Raw genomic sequence first — 5,168 nt, 5'->3', positions numbered from 1 at the left:
GCCTTGCGCAAGCGAATGTAATAATCGGGATTGACCGTATCCTTTGAGGTCGTTATTTTGGCTTCGCTCATAAAATAGACCGAATCGTTTTCCTTTTTGGTGACCTCGGCGTACACCTTCATGGCATCGCTGCCCAATTGGCCCAGTCCGGCCTGCTGTTCGGTACGGGAATTGAAGATTAGGGCCTTTTCGGTATCGAAATTAAAGCGGATGCTGTCCGGTCGAACCTCGTTGTCGCCCTGTTTGAAAAACGGCAACTGGGTGTAGTTGCCAAGGGAATCCCGTAAACGGCCCGCGTAGACCTCGTTTTTTATATAATCCATGATAATAATGCCGGCCTTGAGCTCGGTATCCTGATAATAGATTTCCGCCTCGTTGTAGAGATATATTTTTTGGTCCTTTTGGCTGAGCTTTACATAATCCTTGGCCGTGTACCTGATTTTGTCCAGCAACAGGGGCTGATTGCCAGTGGCAGGCTTTACGGCCGTGGTATCCAGTACCGGAAGGGTATCCTTTTTAATCGGTTTCGGAAAGAGCGGGGCGACAATCGTATCGGGCTCCGCCTTAATGGGCAGGGGTATCAATCCGTCTTCCTGTGCAACCGCCGACCAGGCGCCGACAAATAGCAAAACCAGTAATACTAAACGACGATTGTTTGATTGCAAGGCTATATATCCTATTTTTGTAATCGTTTGGCATGGAGTTTTCGTTACAACAGCTAGCGGACCATAGATAACAAAGCCCAAACTTACATATATTTTTTGTTCCCTTTATAGGGAGTTACCACAAATTTAACCAAAAATGAAGGCATTGAAACAGGGTACGAACCTAGGTTCCAAAAGGTTTATTTGGTTTCCGTGCAGTATTGTACTCGCCCTATTACTGACCTCTTTTCATACGAACAGGAATGAAATACGCAACGATGATACATTCACCATCGTTCTCGATGCGGGCCATGGCGGACACGATCCCGGAAACTTGGGCAATGGGTATTACGAGAAGAATATTGCGCTCAACATCGTTCTGAATGCCGGTGCGCTGTTGGAGAAAAATCCTGATATCAACGTCATCTACACGCGAAAAGACGATACTTTCGTCGACCTTTACGTCAGGGGCGAGATTGCCAACAAGGCCAATGCGGACCTGTTCGTTTCGGTACATTGCGACTCGCATACCTCGCAGGCCCATGGCGCCGGTACCTTTGTATTGGGCCTTCATGCGAACAAACAGAACTTCGAGATTGCCAAGAAAGAAAACTCCGTAATCTATTTGGAGGATGACTATAAAAGCCGCTATGCGGATTACGATATCAATTCCCCCGAATCGGTTATCGGACTGACGATTATGCAAGAGGAATTCTTGGATCAAAGTATCGCTTTGGCCAAGGCCATACAGGATAATTTTGCGAACAAACTCAACCGTGTCGACCGAAAAGTAAAACAAGCGGGATTTATCGTGCTACACCAAACGTTTATGCCCAGTGTATTGGTGGAAACCGGATTTCTTACCAACAAGGAAGAGGGCGCCTACCTGAATTCCAAAAAGGGACAATCGCAAATGGGTACCGCAATCGCAGAGGCGGTGATGACCTATAAAGAAGACGTGATGGCCAATATTGCCGATTTTGTCGACCAAGCGGTTACCGAAGCCCCTGACCCGGATGATAGGGGGTTTGGGAGTCAGGGAGGGGTAGGGAAGGCCGAGGACAAATCCAAAACAAGTACCACCACCGCAGGGCAGCAAGGTAAGGCAAAGGATAAAGCAGCCAAAGAGACCGCACAGATCATCGAAGAGGCTGGGAGAAATTCAAAAGAAGCTTCAAAACCCAGCAAAGAAGCGATGGAAGAAGTGATAGCTAATGCAGATCCCGAAATATCGGCAGTATCTACGGATACCCCGGCCGATTCCAAAAAAAAGGAAACAGCGAATACCAAAGATGAGATTGTTTATAAGGTACAGCTGATGGCCAGTGCCAAAGAATTTCCGTTGCGTCCCGAATCGTTCAATGGCCTCAACAGGGTCTCCAAAGAACCTATTAAAAACCTGTACCGATATGTTTACGGAAGCACCCAATCTTTGCGAGAGGCCAAGATGTTGAAATCCAACGCGGATATGAAAGGGTATCCAACTTCCTTTATAGTAGTATATCGCAATGGTGAACGGATAACGTTCAAAGAAAGCCAAAAATACATCTCGGCGGAGTAACCAAGATATTTCCCACTATATTTGTAGTGAAAGCAGATTACCGATCCGCTTCCGTTTTTTATTTCTAATTTTGTATACTGATGTCACTCAGAAATTCGTGACAGGAGTACCTAATCACTCAAAATACATCCATTTGAAAATATCCAGGGAAATCAAGACAGGTATCATCGTTGTAGGCGGCATCCTGTTGTTTGTATTGGGCTTTAGCTATTTGAAATCTTCACCGTTGTTCGAAGACGGTAAAAAATTCTATGCCGTTTATAATGACGTGGGAGGCTTACAAACGGGTACGCCGGTAACCATAAATGGACTGGTGGTCGGAAATGTCAACGGAATCAAGTTTAAGGACAGCAGTGGTGATCTGGTTGTGACCTTTTCCGTAAAGAACGACTTCGGATTTTCCAAGAACAGTCCCGCAGAACTTTACGATACCGGTATCATCGGTGGAAAGGGCATTCAGATCAAACCCTTGCAAGATGGTGCGGCCAATGCAAAATCGGGGGATACGCTGAACAGCAGTATACAGCCGGGCCTTACCCAATTGCTGCAGACCCAATTGACCCCTTTGCAAAAAAAGGTCGAAGGGGCGGTCACCAATGCGGATTCTTTGTTGATGAACGTCAATCAGGTGTTGGATGGCAGGGCAAAAAAAGATTTACGGGAAACGCTTTCCGGCCTTAACAAGACCGTGGCGAGTTTTCAGCAAAGTGCCGATGCCCTCAACCGTATTTTAAGCAATAATGAAGATAAATTAGGGAACTCATTGGAGAATTTTGAAAAGTTGACCGCCAATTTTGCAACGCTATCCGATTCGCTTAACAATGCGGGACTCAACCGAACCTTGGCTGGTCTGGAATCCGCCGTATCGAACCTTGATGAGTTAATGGCCCGTATGAACAGCAACAAGGGTACTTTGGGCAAATTGCTGAACGATGAAAAACTCTATACCAACCTCAATAATGCCTCAAGGGAGCTTGATCTGTTATTGCAAGACCTACGACTGAACCCGAAACGCTACGTAAACGTCTCGGTATTCGGTAAAAAGCAAAAGGAATATGAGCTGCCGGAAGATGATCCGGCCATGGGACCCACCCAACCGAAAGACAATCAGTAGTAGATATGGACCGTATTCGATACTACGAAGGTCACTGCCCCGTACTTGGAATAAATCGTTGGACAATAAAATATGCAATACCTTCCCAACCTAATTTTTATCATCCTGCTGCTGGTCGGTATCGGATATTTCGCCCGAAACATAGCACGTCTTCGCAGGAACATCAAGCTGGGAAAGGATGTTGACGTTTCCGACAACCCCTCCCAACGTTGGAAGAATATGGCTAGAATAGCCCTCGGGCAGACCAAAATGGTGGTTCGACCGATTGCGGGTGCGCTTCACGTAATCGTTTATTTAGGCTTTATCATTATTAATATAGAGGTACTGGAAATCATTATCGATGGTATTTTCGGTACCCATCGCATTTTTGCCCCCTTGGGTGCGGTATACGATGTGCTGATCGCCTCCTTTGAAATACTGGCTTTTTTGGTCATTGTTGCGGTGCTGCTTTTTTGGATACGTAGGAATATCATCCGGTTACAACGCTTTATAAAGCCGGAAATGAAAGGCTGGCCGAAAACCGATGCCAACCTGATCCTTTATATCGAGGCCGTTTTAATGGTATTGTTCCTGACGATGAACGGAGCCGATTATCAGTTGCAACGGATGGATATGGCGTACTATACCCAGGCGGGGGCCTTTCCGATAAGCCAGTTTATCGCACCGATTTTTGAAGGGATGTCCGTTTCAAGCCTTATTTTGGTCGAACGTACCGCTTGGTGGTTGCATATTGCGGGAATCCTGTTCTTTTTGAACTATCTGTATTTTTCGAAGCATCTGCATATTCTGTTGGCCTTTCCGAACACGTATTTCGGACGGCTGAAGCCCCAGGGTCAATTCAAGAACCTCGATGCGGTTACCCAAGAGGTCAAATTAATGATGGACCCCTCGGTGGATCCCTATACAGCACCTGCGGAGGGCGAGGAGGAAGCCGAGCCGGAAAAATTCGGGGCCTCCGATGTGATGGATCTGAGCTGGGTGCAGTTGTTGAGCGCTTACACCTGTACGGAATGTGGTCGCTGTACCGAAGAATGTCCCGCGAACCAAACGGGAAAAAAGCTGTCCCCCAGAAAAATAATGATGGATACGCGGGATAGGCTAGAAGCCGTGGGAAAAAATATAGAAGCGAACAAAGGCCAATTTGTAGAAGACGGCAAGCAGTTGCTGAACGATTATATCACCCCGGAAGAACTCTGGGCCTGTACCACGTGCAACGCCTGTGTGCAGGCTTGTCCCGTCAGCATCGACCCCTTGTCTATCATCATGGACATGCGCCAATACCTGGTGATGGAACAATCCGCCGCCCCCACCGACCTGAACACTATGATGGGGAATCTGGAGAATAACGGTGCCCCGTGGCCTTTTAATCAGATGGACCGGCTGAATTGGGCGGAAGGGAAATAGGGGTTTCCTCCAAAACCCGCCCGCCGAGTAGGGTTTAAGGGTTAATACCGCTGTCGAAAATCGATACGAAAAGCTAAACGAACTATTTTGAACAAAGAAACATTAAAAGTCCCTACAATGGCCGAGCTTTTTGCCGCCGGCAAGCAACCTGAAGTCCTATTTTGGGTGGGCTGTGCGGGCAGTTTTGACGATCGGGCCAAAAAGATTACCAAGGCTTTTGTGCAGATCCTGAACAAAGCAGGGGTTTCCTTTGCCGTTTTGGGCACCGAGGAAAGCTGTACGGGAGACCCTGCAAAAAGGGCCGGTAACGAATTTCTGTTCCAGATGCAGGCCATGACCAATATTGAGGTGCTGAACGGCTATGAGATCAAAAAAGTGGTGACCGCTTGTCCCCATTGTTTCAATACCATCAAGAACGAATATCCCGGTCTTGGCGGCAATTACG

General features: G+C 47.2%; 4 protein-coding genes and 1 pseudogene. 4 read left to right on the top strand and 1 reads right to left on the bottom strand.

All coding sequences use genetic code 11. The annotated features are described in order from the left end of the window. Window positions 1–665: pseudogene (locus ACEW8S_RS17810) on the bottom strand (LPS-assembly protein LptD); the annotation flags it as partial. 136 nt (window positions 666–801) lie between these two features. Between ACEW8S_RS17810 and ACEW8S_RS17805 the strand changes: the two are divergent. The 4 genes from ACEW8S_RS17805 to ACEW8S_RS17790 form a co-directional block, all read left to right on the top strand. Beyond that, window positions 802–2,205 carry an N-acetylmuramoyl-L-alanine amidase gene (locus ACEW8S_RS17805; RefSeq protein WP_373519458.1) on the top strand — a complete coding sequence of 468 codons (1,404 nt, stop codon included), beginning with the start codon at window positions 802–804 and terminating at the stop codon, window positions 2,203–2,205. A gap of 133 nt (window positions 2,206–2,338) precedes the next feature. After that, window positions 2,339–3,319: an MlaD family protein gene (locus ACEW8S_RS17800; protein ID WP_373519457.1), complete on the top strand. Its 981-nt coding sequence runs from the start codon at window positions 2,339–2,341 to the stop codon at window positions 3,317–3,319. A 72-nt stretch (window positions 3,320–3,391) separates the two neighbouring features. Further along, window positions 3,392–4,723: a 4Fe-4S dicluster domain-containing protein gene (locus tag ACEW8S_RS17795; protein WP_373519456.1), complete on the top strand. Its 1,332-nt coding sequence runs from the start codon at window positions 3,392–3,394 to the stop codon at window positions 4,721–4,723. A 117-nt stretch (window positions 4,724–4,840) separates the two neighbouring features. Beyond that, window positions 4,841–5,168: (Fe-S)-binding protein (locus ACEW8S_RS17790; RefSeq protein ID WP_373519459.1), on the top strand; the 328-nt coding region annotated here is incomplete at its 3' end.

It is taken from the genome of Pricia sp., assembly GCF_041745955.1.
Taxonomy (GTDB): Bacteria; Bacteroidota; Bacteroidia; order Flavobacteriales; family Flavobacteriaceae; genus Pricia.
Note: the sequence above shows the minus strand (reverse complement) of the source record. Positions and strands in the feature narration are given on the sequence as shown.

Excerpts from the sequence above, each read along its gene's own strand:
- ACEW8S_RS17805 (WP_373519458.1), top strand. The coding sequence starts at position 802 with ATGAAGGCATTGAAACAGGGTACGAACCTAGGTTCCAAAAGGTTTATT.
- ACEW8S_RS17795 (WP_373519456.1), top strand. The coding sequence starts at position 3,392 with ATGCAATACCTTCCCAACCTAATTTTTATCATCCTGCTGCTGGTCGGT.